Annotated in this window: 13 protein-coding genes and 4 tRNA genes; 10 read left to right on the top strand and 7 right to left on the bottom strand. The window is 62.9% G+C overall.

From position 1 onward, the window contains the following. Positions 1-41: 41 nt before the first annotated feature. The 3 genes from rnd (at position 42) to BMX61_RS02500 (ending at position 2269) form a co-directional block, all read left to right on the top strand. Entirely contained in the window at positions 42-1187 is a 1146-nt protein-coding gene (rnd, locus tag BMX61_RS02510; protein WP_075627730.1) for a ribonuclease D, read from the top strand. 261 nt (positions 1188-1448) lie between these two features. Next, positions 1449-1525: transfer RNA gene (locus BMX61_RS02505), tRNA-Pro, on the top strand. 483 nt (positions 1526-2008) lie between these two features. Continuing rightward, positions 2009-2269: a hypothetical protein gene (locus BMX61_RS02500; protein WP_075627887.1), complete on the top strand. Its 261-nt coding sequence runs from the start codon at positions 2009-2011 to the stop codon at positions 2267-2269. 237 nt (positions 2270-2506) lie between these two features. Here BMX61_RS02500 and BMX61_RS02495 read toward each other — a convergent pair. The 3 genes from BMX61_RS02495 to BMX61_RS02485 form a co-directional block, all read right to left on the bottom strand. Then, a tRNA-Ser gene (locus BMX61_RS02495) sits at positions 2507-2596 on the bottom strand. Between the two features lie 282 nt (positions 2597-2878). Beyond that, positions 2879-3295, bottom strand: a complete 417-nt coding sequence (locus BMX61_RS02490; protein WP_075627888.1) for a DUF192 domain-containing protein — start codon at positions 3293-3295, stop codon at positions 2879-2881. Positions 3296-3654: 359 nt separating this feature from the next. Then, the gene (locus BMX61_RS02485) at positions 3655-4233 is read right to left on the bottom strand and encodes a cold-shock protein (protein WP_075627731.1); all 579 of its coding nucleotides are present in this window, start codon (positions 4231-4233) and stop codon (positions 3655-3657) included. A gap of 261 nt (positions 4234-4494) precedes the next feature. On the opposite strand from BMX61_RS02485, the gene BMX61_RS02480 reads away from it, so the two are divergent. From BMX61_RS02480 to BMX61_RS24225, 5 genes are all read left to right on the top strand, one after another. Next, entirely contained in the window at positions 4495-4935 is a 441-nt protein-coding gene (locus tag BMX61_RS02480) for a VOC family protein (RefSeq protein WP_075627732.1), read from the top strand. Positions 4936-5071: 136 nt separating this feature from the next. Beyond that, positions 5072-6190 (top strand): D-Ala-D-Ala carboxypeptidase family metallohydrolase, encoded by a 1119-nt coding sequence (locus BMX61_RS02475; protein WP_075627733.1) that lies wholly within the window; start codon positions 5072-5074, stop codon positions 6188-6190. 272 nt (positions 6191-6462) lie between these two features. After that, positions 6463-6537, top strand: a tRNA-Glu gene (locus BMX61_RS02470). Between the two features lie 218 nt (positions 6538-6755). After that, positions 6756-6830 (top strand) — tRNA-Glu (locus BMX61_RS02465). A gap of 57 nt (positions 6831-6887) precedes the next feature. Continuing rightward, positions 6888-7166: a hypothetical protein gene (locus tag BMX61_RS24225; protein WP_139198865.1), complete on the top strand. Its 279-nt coding sequence runs from the start codon at positions 6888-6890 to the stop codon at positions 7164-7166. A 158-nt stretch (positions 7167-7324) separates the two neighbouring features. Here the strand turns inward: BMX61_RS24225 and recJ are convergent, their stop codons facing one another. The 4 genes from recJ to BMX61_RS02440 form a co-directional block, all read right to left on the bottom strand. Then, the gene (gene recJ / locus BMX61_RS02455; protein WP_075627735.1) at positions 7325-9127 is read right to left on the bottom strand and encodes a single-stranded-DNA-specific exonuclease RecJ; all 1803 of its coding nucleotides are present in this window, start codon (positions 9125-9127) and stop codon (positions 7325-7327) included. A 17-nt stretch (positions 9128-9144) separates the two neighbouring features. Beyond that, on the bottom strand, positions 9145-10464 hold the full coding sequence (locus BMX61_RS02450) for a homoserine dehydrogenase (RefSeq protein ID WP_075627736.1): 1320 nt from the start codon (positions 10462-10464) through the stop codon (positions 9145-9147). A gap of 235 nt (positions 10465-10699) precedes the next feature. Next, on the bottom strand, positions 10700-11917 hold the full coding sequence (locus BMX61_RS02445; RefSeq protein ID WP_075627737.1) for an LL-diaminopimelate aminotransferase: 1218 nt from the start codon (positions 11915-11917) through the stop codon (positions 10700-10702). Positions 11918-12171: 254 nt separating this feature from the next. After that, positions 12172-12612: a hypothetical protein gene (locus tag BMX61_RS02440; RefSeq protein ID WP_139198864.1), complete on the bottom strand. Its 441-nt coding sequence runs from the start codon at positions 12610-12612 to the stop codon at positions 12172-12174. Between the two features lie 207 nt (positions 12613-12819). Between BMX61_RS02440 and phaC the strand changes: the two genes are divergently transcribed. Together phaC and map are read left to right on the top strand one after the other, a co-directional pair. After that, on the top strand, positions 12820-14673 hold the full coding sequence (phaC, locus tag BMX61_RS02435; RefSeq protein WP_075627739.1) for a class I poly(R)-hydroxyalkanoic acid synthase: 1854 nt from the start codon (positions 12820-12822) through the stop codon (positions 14671-14673). A gap of 191 nt (positions 14674-14864) precedes the next feature. Next, a complete protein-coding gene (map, locus tag BMX61_RS02430) occupies positions 14865-15701 on the top strand; it encodes a type I methionyl aminopeptidase (protein WP_075627740.1) in 837 nt (278 codons plus the stop codon). The last annotated feature ends 1 nt before the right edge of the window (position 15702 follow it).

The raw sequence follows: 15702 nt of genomic DNA, 5'->3' as shown, positions 1-15702 counted from the left end.
ATCGACCAAAGCCGCATTTTCGCCATCTTGATTGAAGTTTGATGATCAGCACCACCGCCGACCTTCGCGACGCCTGCGAGAAGCTCGCCACCGCGCCTTACCTGACGATTGACACGGAATTCCTGCGCGAGACCACCTTCTGGCCGCAGCTCTGCCTGATTCAGATGGCGGGACCGGATATCGCCGTCATCATTGATCCCCTGGCGCCCGGCCTCGACCTGGCACCCTTCTTCGCGCTCATGGCCAATTCCGCGGTGATCAAGGTGTTCCACGCTGCCCGGCAGGACATCGAAATTATCTTCCATCTCGGTGGCCTGATTCCGCATCCGATCTTCGATACGCAGGTGGCGGCCATGGTCTGCGGCTTTGGCGACAGCGTTTCCTATGACCAGCTCGTCAGCCGCATCAAGAACGTCCATATCGACAAGTCCTCCCGCTTCACCGACTGGAGCCGCCGGCCACTCTCGGACAAGCAGCTGGATTATGCGCTGGCGGACGTCACCCATCTGCGCGACGTCTACGAACACCTGAAGGCAGAGCTGGAACGCGAAGGCCGCGCCGGCTGGCTGGAGGACGAGATGGCCATCCTGGAAGCGCGGGAGACCTATGACATCGACCCCGAAAATGCCTGGCAGCGGCTAAAGATGCGGCTGCGCAAGCCGCTGGAGCTCGCTGTTCTCCAGCGCATCGCGGCTTGGCGCGAGCGCGAGGCACGATCGCGCAACGTGCCGCGCGGCCGTATTCTCAAGGACGACGCTCTTTATGAGATCGCCCAGCAGCAACCGCGCGACGCCGAAGCGCTTTCGCGCCTGCGCACGGTGCCGAAAGGCTGGGAGCGCTCCGCTGCCGGCGGCGCAATCCTGGCGGCTGTGAACGAGGCCTTCGAGCTCCCCAAGGCAGACCTGCCCCATTTGCCGCGACCGACCCAGTCTCCCGAGGGGGCCGGCGCTGCCAGTGAGCTTTTGAAGGTTCTCCTGAAGCTGACGGCGGAAAAGCAAGGCGTTGCCGCTAAGGTCATTGCCAGCAGCGACGATCTCGACCGCATCGCTGCCGAGGGCGAAAAGGCCGATGTCGGCGCACTCAAGGGCTGGCGGCGCGAGCTTTTTGGCGAAACGGCGCTGAAGCTCATCCGCGGCGACGTTGCGCTGCGCTTCATCGACCGCAAGATCGAAACCGTCGAACTCTGAGCACAGACGGCGCGGACGTGGCATCGTCGGCGCCTTTGACTGACCTTGAGCGGACCCGATGCAGCCGCGAGTGAGGATCTCTCATTCATTTGCACACTATGCGCCTTCATGCGCTGTGGCTTTCGCGCAATTTCCCATTGCCCTGCGTGAAAGGAGCGTGTATCCAGCCCTCGAACGACGCCGAGCCGGCAGGCACGGTCTCGTTCCAAGCCGGAGGGTTGCTTGCTGCCTGATGCAGTGACATGTGCCCCTCGGAAACGTCGGAGTGTAGCGCAGTCTGGTAGCGCATCTGGTTTGGGACCAGAGGGTCGGGAGTTCGAATCTCTCCACTCCGACCATTGTCTCATCGCTTGATTTCGATCCCGAAGATCATTTCGATCCATGATCGCTATTGTGCGCCTTTTGAGCGCGGGATCGTGGCATCCATGGTCCAAGCGCTGGAAAGCATGCTGTGGCATCTTGTGGATCTCGTGATCCAGCGTTCCCAAACGACCGGCGTAGGCGCCACGTGCCACTTCACTCATTTGAGCGAGCGTCATCTATCCTCTTCGACCGGGGGAGATCCTCGGTCAATTTGTCCGACCGGCTTTTATCGCCGAGCTGATGCCGAAGTCATCGCGAGTCTCATCTGCGCACACATGCCGTAGACTGGCATTATCCGCCAGTCGATCGTGTCGATCCTCTGGGACACGGCGCGTCCGCTGCCGGACGCATGTCCCGTTGGCGAAACTTTCCCCGCTTGATCGTGTTGTGAGTGCATCGCAATGCCATGCCGCTCTGTGGCTGATATCTGCAAACCCTATCCTGACATTGGTAGCATCATGAAACGGATCATTCCGGCTCTCCTTCTCATTCCGATCATTGGCGGCTGCAGCTCGACCGAGCCCGGCATCCGGCCGGTGCCCGATAGCCTCACCTATCGCGGCCAGCCCGCCTCACACACCGTCAAAGCCCCTGTCGGCAGCACCTTCACCCATGAAGTTCGCGACGAATTCGGTCACCGCGCCCAGGAAACCTACCGCATCGAAGCAGATCGCTCTGTGACGCTCCTTCGCCGCGATCGCATCGATCCGGATGACTGAGAACGAGGAGACAAGAAAGATGACGCGAAGCCAAAGGGCCGTGCTCCGTAGGCTTCTCACACTGACACAAGTCAGGGCCCGGCACTGAGACCATGCACCAGCCACCCTTCGAAAAAATACCCGCATTGTGACGGGCGTCATGCGAAACGGCTGGTTAGGTCTGGGAAGGTATCACCACGCAAAACCCCGAGGATGCAAGGGTTCTGGGACAGGTGGGGAGTGTGGGGAAAAGGCTGCTGGCGGAAGAGGTGGGATTCGAACCCACGGTACGGCTTCCCGCACGCCGGTTTTCAAGACCGGTTCCTTAAACCACTCGGACACTCTTCCATGTCAGGCCTGATCTCTGCGGCCTCTTCCACGGCTTTAGGATGATGGAGGCTCCGCGTCAATTCGGTTTTCGCTGCAGAGGCAATCTTGAAGCTGAAGATCCCCGAGTAGGTCTTCCTTTGATGCATTCCCATACAAAGGCATCAGGAAGAAGCTCAATCGACGACATTGCATTCAGGGCAGCGCTTTGGGAGCACAAAGGAACCTCGGAAGGTCACCAAACAGACCGGCGAAGCGGAGATCGTGAGCAAAGGACAAGGCCCATGAACGCCAGTCGGCTCTCTACCGTATCAGATCGGTTTCCACCCTGTCGCCGGGCTTCAGCTTGAGGCGTGCGACCGTGCCGGCATTGAGTTCAAGCACATAGGCCACGGGCTTGCCGGAGTCGATGATTGCTTCTGACAGCGGCTTGGCGTCATTGCGAATGGTTTCCACGCGGCCGTCGCGGGCGATGAAGAGCATGTCCAGCGGCAGATAGGTGTTCTTCATCCACATCATCACCCGGCGGACCTCGCCGAAATCGAAGAACATGCCGTGATCCTGCGCCATTTGCCGGCGGAACATCAGCCCCTGCGCGCGCTGGTCTTCATCAAGGGCCAGCTCGACCGTGAAACGATGCTCGGCGCCATCCTGGCTGTGAATGGTCAACGGTGCGGTTGTGAAACGGATGTCCTCAGCCGCCGCCGGCTGGACGTGCATCAGCGCCAGGATCAAGGCAGCGATGCCCGCCCTCCGTGCCAAACCATAGCCGAAGAGGAACTGTTCACGATTGCGTGAAGAGATAGCCGATGAGAAAGCCGCGAAGGCTTTTTGAGCATCTGATATCGGTCGATGTGTGAGATTGGCACAGTAACGTGCCATGTCTTGTGCCCCGTTCGGGCGCTCAGGCAATGCGCTTGGGAAGCGTGGCGTCAGAGACGGCAATGAAGGCGCATGAGGTTCGGCTGGCATCCTCAAGATGCCGGCTAAGGCTCTCGACGCCGCCTTAGCATAGCCAGCTAAATATCTTGATGTAGACGGCAGGGCGCTGTTCATCGTCCCTGCCTGCCTTTGTCCGATCAATGCGCGCGGCCTACGGGCGCGGGCACATCCGGGTGGATCTCGGCCGCCATCAGGCCCTTGTCGCCATCGCCGAAGCGCACGAGCACGGTCTGGCCAGGGCGCAGCTCCGTCAGCCCGAAGCGGCGCAGCGTTTCCATGTGGATGAAGATGTCTTCGGTTCCGTCGCCACGGCTGAGGAAACCGAAGCCCTTGGTGCGATTAAACCATTTGACGATGACCCGCTCGAGCCCGCTGGTCGGCGTCACCTGAACATGGGTGCGCACCGGCGGCATTTGCGAGGGGTGAACCGCTGTCGATTGATCGATCGAGAGGATGCGGAAGGCCTGGTAGCCCCTGTCCCGTTTCTGGATCAGCGCGACAATGCGCGCCCCCTCCAGCACGGTCTGGATACCATCGCGGCGCAGGCAGGTCACATGCACGAGCACATCCTGCATGCCGTTGTCGGGAACGATGAAGCCAAACCCCTTGGCGACGTCGAACCACTTGATGACACCGGTGATCTCGATCAGGTCGAGAGCGTCGCTGCCAAAGTCGTCCCCCGGCGCAAGACCTTTCGGCGTAAGTCTTTCCACCATGAATTCTCAGCCCTCGATCTACGCGACACGGTCTGCGGTTACTGATTCTTAAGGCTGAAGCATAACATCCGGGGCGCGGCCCAGCGCAAGTCCTCGAACGAAATTTGCCGCCTTGAGGAAGAAGGCTAGCGCCCGAGGCTTGCCCCTGGCTGATGGCCGGTTACATAAGCCCTGCCGGGCCTGAGGGCAGACCGACCCCGGCCTTGAGCCCCTGCCCCGATGCAGCCCACGGCACCCATTCTTCGATCGAGGACGATACGAATGCGCTATCTTCACACCATGGTCCGCGTCAGCGACCTCACCGCCGCACTGCACTTTTATGGCACAGTCTTCGGCCTGACCGAGGTTCGACGGATCGAGAGCGAGCAGGGTCGCTTCACCCTCGTCTATCTCGCTGCGCGCGACGATCTCGACCGCGCCAAGAGCGAACAGGCCCCGCTTCTGGAACTGACCTGGAACTGGGATCACGAGGACTATACGGGTGGGCGCAATTTCGGCCATTTGGCCTATGAGGTCGACAATATCTACGAGACCTGCCAGCGGCTGATGGATGCGGGAATCACCATCAACCGCCCGCCGCGCGACGGCCACATGGCCTTCGTTCGCTCGCCTGAAGGCATTTCCATCGAGCTTCTGCAGAAGGGCGAGCGGCTGGCGCCGCAGGAACCCTGGAGCTCCATGGCCAATACCGGCAGCTGGTAAGCCTCACACAAAGCTGAAAGCGCAGCTTGCCGCCGACGGACGGGCATCAGGCCCGATTCCCGCCGGCGGCATGTCTTTTGGATCGCGACCCGATACGCGGCCACGCCGGCACACAAGGCGATGGAGGCCTGCCCGCGTGATCCGCCCCACACTGCGCCTGTTCTTCGGCCTGCTCATCTCTGCCAGCCTTCTCTCCGGCTGCGTGTCGAGCAAGGAAACGGCCGACAAAGCCACGGACGCCCTTTACGAAGCCGCACAGGAGGAAGCCGCCAAGGGCCAGGTCACGGCTGCGGCGCACGCTCCCAGGCTCGCCGAGCCCGCTGTGGCGCAAGCCGGCGGACAGGCCGCCAGCCAGGCCGACACGACGGCCGCCCAGCCCGCACTTCTCACCACGCCGACAAATGGCGCCGCACCGGTCGCAACCGCCGCACCGGCTGCCTTGGACAGCCCGGAAGGCGGCGTGGTGATGCAGGGAACGGCAGTCAACGCCATGTCGGGCAGCATCTTTTCTAACCGGCAAGCCGGCCAGGGCGGCGCGCCGCGCAGCCTGTTCGAACCGCCGGCGGCCGCGGCCTACCCGCAGACCACGGTGCCCCTGCCGCCGCAAGCCGCGCCAGTGGCACAGCCGGAGAGTTCGGACGCAGGGTCCGGCTCTTCGCTCATCGGCCTCTTTGCCAAGCCCGGGAAGGGCAGCGCCGCGCTTGGCAAAGAGGCCGCCAAAGGTGCGGCAAAAATCCCCGCAGGAACGACCCCGCAGCAGATCGCCGCTTTGAGCTACAAGCCCCTGCCCGGCATCCGGGCACGGTCCATGTTCGCCACTGTCGACGACATGGACCCGGAGCATGACGACAACAGCCCGCGCGTCTCCAAGGCGTCTCTTCCTGGGCTTGCGCGGCTGGCCGCCAGTGGCTTCTGGCTCGAACAAGCCAATGTCGATTCCAGCTGCTTTCGCCCCGATCTTCGCGCAATCCTGAAATCCGTCGAAACCCGCTTCGGCCGCAAGGTGCTGGTCACCTCAGGCCATCGCACGCCCGTGCACAATGCCCGCGTCGGCGGCGTGCCGAAATCGCGCCACCTCACCTGCGAGGCGGCCGATATTCAGGTGGCGGGCGTCGGCAAGCTGGAGCTGGCCAGCTATCTGCGCTCGCTGCCGACTGTGGGCGGCGTCGGCACCTATTGCCATACCCAGTCCGTGCATGTGGACACCGGCACACGGCGCGACTGGAACTGGGACTGCAAGCCGCGCAACGTCTAGCCAAAGGGACGGCAAAGCCTGCCGGCCCGCATGGCCTCAAGACAGAATCGAGGACGCCTGCTTATGACGTGCGATGACCCGGATCACGATCTCGCAAGCTGAATCCACAGGATCAAAAGATTGATTTTAAACGATGAATTTTCACCACCGCGTCATGTGTCAAAAAAATGAAGGATCGCGATTTTCTCGCTTGCGCGCTGCGAAAGGCATGACTATAAGCACCCCCACGAGACGACGCGGCGCCAACGGGCGGCCGACGGGATCTCCGGCATGCGCCCTTCGTCTATCGGTTAGGACGTCAGATTTTCATTCTGAAAAGAGGGGTTCGACTCCCCTAGGGCGTGCCATCCACTCCAATTATGTTTGTTCGCTGGCCCGTTTCTCGACGGGCCTCTTTGCTGTTTGGCCTGTGCCTGAAGCTTATCAACAGATCGCGTTCAGCGCCAAGAAAATACGCAAAAAACGCTTCACTTTCATTCATTTGGGGCTTGCAGGCTGGTTTGTGCGAAGCTATAAGCACCCCCACGAGACGAGCGGCAAACGCGCTGTTCGATCTCAACGGCATGCGCCCTTCGTCTATCGGTTAGGACGTCAGATTTTCATTCTGAAAAGAGGGGTTCGACTCCCCTAGGGCGTGCCACCCCCCCCGATTTTCTTCTGTGATGACTATGTTCATGCGCCTTTGATGGCGGCGTGCATGGCATCTGTACGCAGCCTTGCCCCAGCGATTTCAGAGGATCGGTCGGAAAAAGCACCGGCGCGATTCGACGAGCTGGCTGCTGATTGCCACGCCGCAAGCACCGACGATGTGCGGGTCCTGCGGCAGGTGACGGTGCCGGACAAAGACGAAGAGCGCTTCGCCACCAAGATGGTCGATCCCAATCGAATCGCTTCGACCGGGATGGCATCTTCTCTGGTCGAGCGAGGGCGACGCCAAGCAGCTCTTGCCACCATCCGTGCGGGTGATGACACCTGAAGGCGGCTTCGTGCGGAAACTGACGCTGCCGCAAGGCTTTGCGCCTGTGGCTGACAAATCGAGCGGCACCCGCAACATACCTTCCAGAGCGTGACTTTCCCGGCGACATATGGCGACTGCTCATGTACCTACCGGCGGTGCGGCGGGTCTCAAGCGCCTCAGCGTGCCGGAGCGGCGTCGATCACACGCAACTGCACGCGGCGCATGCCCTGATAGCTGTCGGCGGACAAACTGCCGGCGACATGAATGAGATTGCCGCGCGACCCCAGCAGGAAATCGCCGAGCGGCCCGCCGACGGCGCGAAAGGCCATGGCGTCGATTCGCGTCGCGTCCGGCGCCTCGAGCGAGATTTTGATATGGTTTTCGCCGACGGGCCGCACATCGCGCACCCGATGGGCCGGCAGCGCGAAAATCGGCTGCGGATGGCCGGCGCCATAGGGCCCGGCACGTTCGATCTGATCCATCAGCTCAAAGGTCGCGCCCGAGGCCGCCAGCGCCCCGTCGATCTTCAACACCTCGCTTGCTGCGAGCTCCGCCACCTTGTCACGTGCGCGGTCCTCGAAGAAATTGCGCAGCGCGCCGAGCTTGCCGCGCTCCACCGTCAAGCCGGCCGCCATGGCATGGCCGCCACCCTTGACGAGCAGGCGTTCGGATACGGCCGCGCGCACGAGCCTGCCGATATCGAAGCCGCTGATCGAGCGGCCCGATCCCGTTCCGGTGCCATTGGGGTTGAAGGCGATGGCGAAGGCCGGTCGGCGGAAGCGATCCTTCAGCCGCGAGGCAATCAGTCCGACAATCCCGGGATGCCAGCCCTCCCGCGCGGTGAGAATCACGCCGGCGGTGGAGCCGTCCCCATATTCCGCCATGGCCTCGGCCTCGGCTTCGGCAAGCATGGCCTTTTCCATTGCCTGGCGCTCGCGGTTGAGATCTTCCAGCAAGACGGCGATCTCGCTTGCCTTGTGCGGATCGTCGAGCGTCAAGAGCCGGCTGCCGAGCGCGGCATCGCCGATGCGGCCACCGGCATTGATGCGCGGGCCGACGACGAAACCGAAATGATAAGGGGTGACCGGCCCGCCGATTCCCGCTTGGCGGAAGATTGCGGCGAGTCCGGGATTTTTCATATGCCGGGCGGCGATCAGGCCTTTGACGACATAAGCGCGGTTCAGTCCCTTCAGCGGCACGACATCGCAGACGGTGGCCAGCGCCACGATATCGAGCAGGCCGAGGAGATCGAAGGCGCGCGCGCGCCCGTCACCCGCCTCGCGCCGCTGGCGCAGGACCTCAACCAGCACCAGGAAAACCACACCGGCCGCGCAGAGATGGCCTTGGCCGGACAGATCGTCCTCCCGGTTCGGGTTGACCAAAGCATGGGCTGGCGGCAAATCGAGGCCGACCTGATGGTGGTCGATCACCACGACGTCGATCGCGCGATCGGCCGCCACCTGCAGCGACTCATGGCTGGTAGAGCCGCAATCGACCGTGATGATCAGCCGCGTCCCTTCATCAATCAGCTGGTTGATCGCTGCCGGGTTCGGGCCATAGCCTTCGAAGATCCGGTCTGGAATATAGATGCGTGGCTCCAGCCCGAAATGGCTGAGAAGCCGGAACATCAGCGCCGAGGCGCTGGCGCCGTCCACGTCATAATCGCCGAAGATCGCCACCTTCTCACGCCGCTCGATGGCAGCGGCGATGCGGGTTGCCGCCTTGGCGCAGTCGGTCAGGCTGCGCGGATCGGGCATCAGGTCGCGGATGGTCGGATCGAGGAAGCGCAGCGCATCATCCTGCACCACGCCGCGCCCGGCCAGTACGCGCGCCACCAGCTCCGGCAAGCCATGAACCTGGGCTATCGCCAAAGAGCGGTTGAGGCCCGCCTGATCGAGACGGGCGATCCAGCGCTGGCCCGTTGCCGATTGCTCGACATTCAGGAAAGCGCGGGGAACCGGATCCGGCGCCTCCAGCATGGGCCTGCCCTTCCCGTTCAATTGTCCTTCGGACGCTCGATGCGGATCACCTGCGGTTCGCCCACCAGATAGCCCTCGCCGCGAATGGCGGAGACGGCCTTGCGCACCTGCTCCTCGTGGGTCGCATGGGTGACGAGGATGATAGTCTGCGCCTGCTCGTCGGTCGGCTGCTTGGAATGCTGCATGATCGATTCGAGCGAGATTTCGTTCCTGGCCATCGCCGTCGCGATCGAGGCAAAGACGCCCGTGCGGTCCTGCACCTTCAGGCGGATGAAGTAGCCGCCCTCGTGATTCTGGATCTGCGCCCGGCGATAGGGACGCAGCGCGCTGGTCGGCTGGCCGAAGGCGGGCACACGCTGGGCGCCCGGGCGGCTCTTGGCGATATCGGCGATATCGCCGAGCACAGCGGAGGCTGTGGCATTGCCGCCGGCACCGGGGCCGACCATCAGCAGTTCGCCCAGAATATCCGCTTCGATCGCCACGGCATTGGTGACGCCATCGACCTGCGCGATCACCGAATTTTGCGGCACCATGGTCGGATGGACGCGCTGTTCGATGCCGCTCTCGGTGCGTTGCGCAACGCCCAGCAGCTTGATCCGGTAGCCGAGATCGGCCGCCGCCTGGATATCTTCGATCGAGATGTTGGAGATGCCCTCGAGATAGATATCGTCAGGCGCGATCGCGGTGCCGAAGGCCAGGCTCGTCAGGATCGCCAGCTTATGGGCGGTGTCGTTGCCCTCGATGTCGAAGGTCGGGTCAGCCTCGGCATAGCCGAGCCGCTGGGCTTCCTTCAGGCAGGCTTCGAAGGTCAGCCCCTCCTTCTCCATCCGTGTCAGGATGTAGTTGCAGGTGCCGTTCATGATTCCGTAGACGCGCGAGATCGTATTGCCGGTCATCGATTCACGGATTGCCTTGATAACGGGAATGCCGCCGGCAACCGCCGCCTCGTAATTCAGCAGCGCGCCGTTTTCCTCGGCCAGCGCCGCCAGTTCCATGCCGTGGGCCGCCAGCAGCGCCTTGTTGGCGGTCACCACATGCAGGCCGCGCGCCAGCGCCGCCTTCACGGCGGAATAGGCAGGATCTTCCGCGCCGCCCATCAGCTCGACGAAGACATCGATATCGGCCTCACGCGCAAGCGAGACGGCATCGTCAAACCACTTTGCACCGTCGAGCGAGATGCCGCGATCCTTGCCGCGGCTGCGGGCCGTGACCGCCACGACCTCGATCGGCCGGCCGCAGGTCGTCGCGAGGCTTTCCCGCCGCTCGGCGAGAATGCGCATCAGCGAGGCCCCCACCGTGCCGAGACCCGCAACGCCCAGTTTCAGCGCTTCCGCCATATCAGATCGTCCTTTGAAAATATCCGTCGGCAGCCTTCTGCCACCGAAGCGCCCGCTTTGTCACCCCGGCAGCGCCTGAAGATGCGATATAACAAGACGCACCAGCGCCCAAGCGCCCAGCGAACTGTCGACACCGGGCCCGGACGGACATCGAGCCTCATGGAAAAGGGCGACAATCGCTGCCGCCCTCTTTTCAATACAAGTTCAAGACGGGGCATAGGCCCAAACAAACCGCTCAGCGTCGTGCGTTGAGCGAAATTACATTGTGCAGCGTATCATCCGCCGAGGAGAGGAAGCGCTTCAGATTGCGGGCAGCCTGGCGAATGCGATGCTCGTTTTCAACGAGTGCGATGCGGACGTAGTCGTCGCCCTGCTCGCCGAAGCCGATGCCCGGCGCAACCGCGATATCGGCCTTTTCGACCAGCAGCTTGGAAAATTCCAGCGAGCCGAGATGGCGGAATTTCTCCGGGATCTTCGCCCAGGCGAACATGGTCGCCTCCGGCGGCGGGACATCGAAGCCGGCCTTGCCGAAGCTTTCAACCATCACGTCGCGCCGGCGCTTGTAGATCGAGCGGACCTCGGCAATGTCGGATCCATCGCCGTTCAGCGCATGCGTGGCGGCCACCTGGATGGGCGTGAAGGCGCCGTAATCGAGATAGGACTTCACCCGCGTCAGCGCCGAGATCAGCCGGTCGTTGCCGACGGCAAAGCCCATGCGCCAGCCGGGCATGGAGAAGGTCTTCGACATGGAGGTGAACTCCACCGTGCAGTCGATGGCGCCGGGCACTTCCAGAACGGAGGGCGGCGCCACATCGCCGAAATAGAGTTCGGCATAGGCAAGGTCGGAAAGGATGACGAGATCGTGCTTCTTGGCGAAGGCGACGACCTCCTTGTAGAAATCGAGGCTCGCCACATGGGCCGTCGGGTTCGACGGATAGTTGATGATCAGCGCGATCGGCTTGGGAATCGAGTGCCGGACCGCCCGCTCGAGCGGCGGGAAGAAGCTGTCATCGGGTTCGACCGAGATCGAGCGGATGACGCCGCCCGTCATCAGAAAACCGAAGGCATGGATCGGATAGGTCGGGTTCGGGCAGAGCACAACGTCGCCGGGCGCGGTGATCGCCTGCGCCATATTGGCGAAGCCTTCCTTCGAGCCGAGCGTGGCGACCACCTGCGTATCGGGATTGAGCTTCACGCCGAAACGACGGGCATAATAGGCCGCCTGGGCGCGGCGCAGGCCGGGAATGCCCTTAGAGGACGAGTAGCGATGGGTGCGCGGATCGCGCACGACCTCGCAGAGCTTATCGACGATCGCCTGCGGCGTCGGCAGGTCGGGATTGCCCATGCCAAGATCGATGATATCGGCGCCGCCGGCCCGGGCGGCGGCCTTCAGCCGGTTGACCTGCTCGAAAACATAGGGCGGAAGGCGCCGAACCTTGTGAAACTCTTCCATGTTTTAAATCCTCGCCGCGACGCCTCCGGCGCCGCCGATAGTCCTCGCTGTCACCGCCGATCCTCGGACCCGGATCGATGGCCGCAATCTGTTCGCTTTGCGTCCAAATGCAGGGAAAGGCAAGCGCTAATCGATCGCTGCCACGCGCCTGATCCGACAAGGCTCCGAGAGGCACTGCACTCACGGCTTTTTCAGGGCGCGAAGACCGGCCCATTGGGCTTTTTGCGCCAAAAACGGGTCTCCGCCCTTAATCGTCACTGGGCCTGCGGCGCCGCAGGCGTCTGGGACCCGATTTCGTCGAGTGTCTGCTGGCCGTGCGTCTCGGCGAGCTTCATCATCTGGCGGCGCCGACGCTCATATTCGGCCTGCGAAATTTGACCGCCGGCGCGCTGCGCCGATAGGGCAGAAAGCCGCTTCTGCTGCTCTGCCGCCTGATCATTGGTCATCTGCGGCGCGGCGGCCGGCAGCTTGCCCTCAATCGTCGGATACACGTCCTTCGGCGCTTCGCGCAGCATGGCGGCGGTATAGGCGGAGGGCTGGCTTTTCGGCATGGTCTGTGTGCACCCGCTCGCCAGCACGGCGGCAAGGCCGAGCGCGCCGAGCCCTTGAGCACCAAGACCGTGTGAACCGAGGCCTAGGAGCCTGCGGGCCGGGCGTGTCCACGCTGCGGCGTTGGTGATCTTGGCCAGTCTCATGCTTTCGTCGCTCCGCCATCAGATGCCGCGCCCCAAGCTCCCCGTCGGGTGGCGGCAGGATCATCGATATGCCCCGGCGCCTTTCATGCGGCCGGTTGCGGGGTCCATCGCGCCTCAACGCAAGGACTTTTCCCGCGCTGGCACCTTTACCGCTTTTGAGGCAGAATGCAAAAAACCAAAAGCAGCGCGCAATGCGGAGGATTCGGCTTGGCAGGGGATAATTCGACCGGGCACGGCCCTGGCGCCGGCACGAGCGGTTTTGCGGGCTTCGATCCGGCATCGGTCAATGCCTATCTGGTCAAGGATCCCGAAGCGCTGACCGTCAATCTCGCCAAGGCACTGGAAAAGGCAGGACAGGCCGCCTCTGCCTGGCTGCAGCCGCGCGAAAGCGGCGAGACGGTGGATCACCTGGCCGACCCGGCCGTGGACATGGTCAAGACTCTGTCGAAGGTCTGCGAATACTGGCTATCGGATCCACGCCGCACGCTCGAAGCGCAGACCCACCTGATGAGCGCGATGATGGGCATCTGGATGCGCTCGATGCAGCGCCTGCAGGGTGAGGAGACCGAGGATCCCGCCGCCGCGCGGCCAGACGCCAAGCGTTTTTCAGACCCCGACTGGGCCAACAACCCATTTTTCGACTTCCTGCGCCAGGCCTATAGCGTGCTGGCCGCCTGGGCCGAGCGCATGGTGGACAATGCCGAGGGGCTGGATCCGCATGTGCGCCACAAGGCGATGTTCTACACACGCCAGATGGCCAGCGCGCTGTCGCCGGCCAATTTCGTCACCACCAATCCCGCGCTTTATCGCCAGACGGTCGCCTCCAACGGCGCCAATCTGGTGCGCGGCATGGCAATGATGGCGGAGGACATTCTGGCAGGCGGCGGCCAGTTGCGCCTGCGCCAGACCGATACCAGCAAATTTGCGGTAGGCGAGAACATCGCCAATACGCCGGGCAAGGTGATCGCCCAGAACGATATCTGCCAGATCCTGCAATATGACGCGCAGACGGAGACGGTGCTCAAGCGCCCTCTTCTGATCTGCCCGCCCTGGATCAACAAATTCTACGTGCTGGATCTCAATCCGGAAAAATCCTTCATCCGCTGGGCCGTAAACCAGGGGCACACGGTCTTCGTCATCTCCTGGGTCAATCCCGACGAGCGGCATGCGGACAAGGACTGGGAGTCCTATGCCCGCGAGGGCGTTGGCTTCGCGCTCGACACGATTCGCCAGTCCTGCGGCGAGGAAGAGGTCAACAGCATCGGCTATTGCGTCGGCGGCACCCTCCTGGCCGCCACGCTGGCCCTTCATGCGCGCGAGGGCGACAAGCGCATCCGCTCGGCAACGCTGTTCACCACGCAGGTCGACTTCACCCATGCGGGCGATCTCAAGGTCTTCGTCGACGAGGAGCAGATCCACGGGCTGGAGGAGCGCATGAAGGCGCGGGGCTTCCTGGAAGGCTCGCAAATGGCCATGGCCTTCAACATGCTGCGCGCCTCGGAGCTGATCTGGCCTTATTTCGTCAATGCCTATCTCAAGGGCGAGGAGCCTTCGGCCTTCGACCTGCTTTACTGGAACTCCGATTCCACGCGAATGCCGGCCGCCAACCACGCTTTTTATCTGCGTAATTGCTATCTCGACAATAAGTTGAGCCGCGGCGAGATGCAGCTTGGCGGCGCGCCGATCTCGCTGAAGGACGTGACGATCCCGATCTACAATCTCGCGACCCGCGAGGATCACATCGCCCCGCCGCAATCGGTGTTTCTCGGCTCGTCGTGCTTTGGTGGGAAGGTTACCTATGTGCTTGCCGGCTCCGGTCACATTGCCGGCGTGGTAAACCCACCGGACAAGCGAAAATATCAATTCTGGACCGGCGGCCCGGCCGAGGGGTCCTATGAGGCTTGGCTGGAACAGGCGCAGGCGCATCCAGGCTCCTGGTGGCCGCATTGGCATGATTGGGTCTCGGCGCTCGATGCAAAGCAGGTGCCCGCACGCAAGACCGGAGGGCAGCTCAACAGCATCGAGGAAGCGCCGGGCTCCTACGTCCGCGTGCGCGCCTGACGGCCTCGCGCCCTGCCCCTTTCTGGCGGCTTGGTGATGTAGGCCTTCGCGGAAATGCGCAACGGCGCATGGACGGGCGATAGGCCGGTGGATTAAGAAATGAGTCTGCATCCCGCAGCCAGGTCCGAGGCCTTCAAGGCCGTCGTCAAGGCTCGGCGGAGACTGCGCGCGACGAAGCGAAAGACGAGAGCATGGTCACCTATATCGAGGCCGAAGCGGCCCCTTTGCGCAACACCGGCGCCATTCGCCTGTACCGACCGGAGGATTTCGAAGGCATGCGCCGTGCCTGTGCGATCACGGCGCGCTGCCTGGACGGCCTGGCCGACATCGTCAAGCCGGGGGTGACCACAGATGCGATCGACCGCTTCGTCTTCGATTTCGGCATGGACAATGGGGCGCTGCCGGCGACGCTGAATTATCGCGGCTATACAAAATCCTCCTGCACCTCGATCAACCATGTGGTCTGCCACGGCATCCCCAATGAGAAGCCGCTGCGCGAGGGCGATGTCGTCAATATCGACGTGACCTACATGGTCGATGGCTGGCACGGCGATTCGAGCCGCATGTACCCTGTGGGCGAGATCAAGCGCAGCGCCGAGCGGCTGCTCGAGGTGACGTACGAATGTCTGATGCTCGGCATCGCCGCTGTGAAGCCGGGTGCGCGCACCGGCGCCATCGGCCAGGCGATCCAGGCGCATGCGGAGGCCAATCGCTGCTCCGTCGTGCGCGACTTCTGCGGCCATGGCGTGGGCAAGCTGTTTCACGATGCGCCGAATATCCTGCACTACGGTCGGGATACGGATGGCCCTGTGATCCGCGAGGGCATGATCTTCACCATCGAGCCGATGATCAATCTCGGCCGACCGCATGTGAAGGTGCTGTCCGACGGCTGGACGGCGGTGACCCGCGACCGGTCGCTATCCGCGCAGTATGAACATGCGGTCGGGGTGACGGCGACGGGGTGCGAAATTTTCACTCTGTCGCCCGGCGGTCTGGACCGTCCCGGTCTGCCCGCGGTCGCGGCTTAAA

Origin of the sequence: Xaviernesmea oryzae, assembly GCF_900109605.1 — a bacterium.
Lineage (GTDB): Bacteria > Pseudomonadota > Alphaproteobacteria > Rhizobiales > Rhizobiaceae > Xaviernesmea > Xaviernesmea oryzae.
The sequence above is the reverse complement of the archived record's forward strand: the minus strand, read 5'-3'. Positions and strand labels throughout refer to the sequence as shown.

What these genes read in the sequence shown, in the direction of transcription:
- rnd (WP_075627730.1), top strand. Translation starts at nt 42, where the DNA reads ATGATCAGCACCACCGCCGACCTTCGCGACGCCTGCGAGAAGCTCGCC.
- BMX61_RS02500 (WP_075627887.1), top strand. Translation starts at nt 2,009, where the DNA reads ATGAAACGGATCATTCCGGCTCTCCTTCTCATTCCGATCATTGGCGGC.
- BMX61_RS02490 (WP_075627888.1), bottom strand. Translation starts at nt 3,295, where the DNA reads ATGCACGTCCAGCCGGCGGCGGCTGAGGACATCCGTTTCACAACCGCA.
- BMX61_RS02485 (WP_075627731.1), bottom strand. Translation starts at nt 4,233, where the DNA reads ATGGTGGAAAGACTTACGCCGAAAGGTCTTGCGCCGGGGGACGACTTT.
- BMX61_RS02480 (WP_075627732.1), top strand. Translation starts at nt 4,495, where the DNA reads ATGCGCTATCTTCACACCATGGTCCGCGTCAGCGACCTCACCGCCGCA.
- BMX61_RS24225 (WP_139198865.1), top strand. Translation starts at nt 6,888, where the DNA reads ATGGCATCTGTACGCAGCCTTGCCCCAGCGATTTCAGAGGATCGGTCG.
- recJ (WP_075627735.1), bottom strand. Translation starts at nt 9,127, where the DNA reads ATGCTGGAGGCGCCGGATCCGGTTCCCCGCGCTTTCCTGAATGTCGAG.
- BMX61_RS02450 (WP_075627736.1), bottom strand. Translation starts at nt 10,464, where the DNA reads ATGGCGGAAGCGCTGAAACTGGGCGTTGCGGGTCTCGGCACGGTGGGG.
- BMX61_RS02445 (WP_075627737.1), bottom strand. Translation starts at nt 11,917, where the DNA reads ATGGAAGAGTTTCACAAGGTTCGGCGCCTTCCGCCCTATGTTTTCGAG.
- BMX61_RS02440 (WP_139198864.1), bottom strand. Translation starts at nt 12,612, where the DNA reads ATGAGACTGGCCAAGATCACCAACGCCGCAGCGTGGACACGCCCGGCC.
- map (WP_075627740.1), top strand. Translation starts at nt 14,865, where the DNA reads ATGGTCACCTATATCGAGGCCGAAGCGGCCCCTTTGCGCAACACCGGC.